2 tRNA genes are annotated in these 560 nt (G+C 31.2%); both read left to right on the top strand.

What is annotated here, in order from left to right:
* Positions 1–85: 85 nt before the first annotated feature.
* Positions 86–158 (top strand) — tRNA-Ile (locus tag B0A65_RS23065).
* A gap of 159 nt (positions 159–317) precedes the next feature.
* Positions 318–391 (top strand) — tRNA-Ala (locus tag B0A65_RS23060).
* The last annotated feature ends 169 nt before the right edge of the window (positions 392–560 follow it).

Here is a 560-nt window from a genome sequence, read left to right as displayed (position 1 = left end):
AAAAGAAGAAGCTTTATAGGATTATGATTTTAAGACTATTTTACTCTTGCTGTTAGTTCAAATAATAAATTTTAAGAATAAGAGTGTCTCGTAGCTCAGCTGGTTAGAGTACTACACTGATAATGTAGGGGTCGGCAGTTCGAGTCTGCCCGGGACTACTTTTTAAAATTGTGAATTATAAATTATGAATTGTAAATTATAAGACACGACAAAAAAAGACTGTAAACTTAGAAAAAGGAAATTTTAGAGGTTGAAAGATTAAGAATCAAAAAGTTCATAATTTTTAATTCACGATTTTTAATTTTTAATTGAAAAATGGGGGATTAGCTCAGCTGGCTAGAGCGCCTGCCTTGCACGCAGGAGGTCAACGGTTCGACTCCGTTATTCTCCACAAAAAGCTATAAGCTTAATGCCTAAAGCGTAAAGCCTAAAGCATATAAAGTTCATTGACATATTGAGATAAGAAAATAATAAAAAGTAGAAAGCGTTTTTTGCTATTTATAGTAAAAGACAAAAAAAAACGGTCATAATTAATTTTATGATTGGTACAATAAGCAAAA

It is taken from the genome of Flavobacterium frigidimaris, assembly GCF_002217275.1.
Taxonomy (GTDB): Bacteria; Bacteroidota; Bacteroidia; order Flavobacteriales; family Flavobacteriaceae; genus Flavobacterium; species Flavobacterium aquidurense.
Note: the sequence above shows the minus strand (reverse complement) of the source record. Positions and strands in the feature narration are given on the sequence as shown.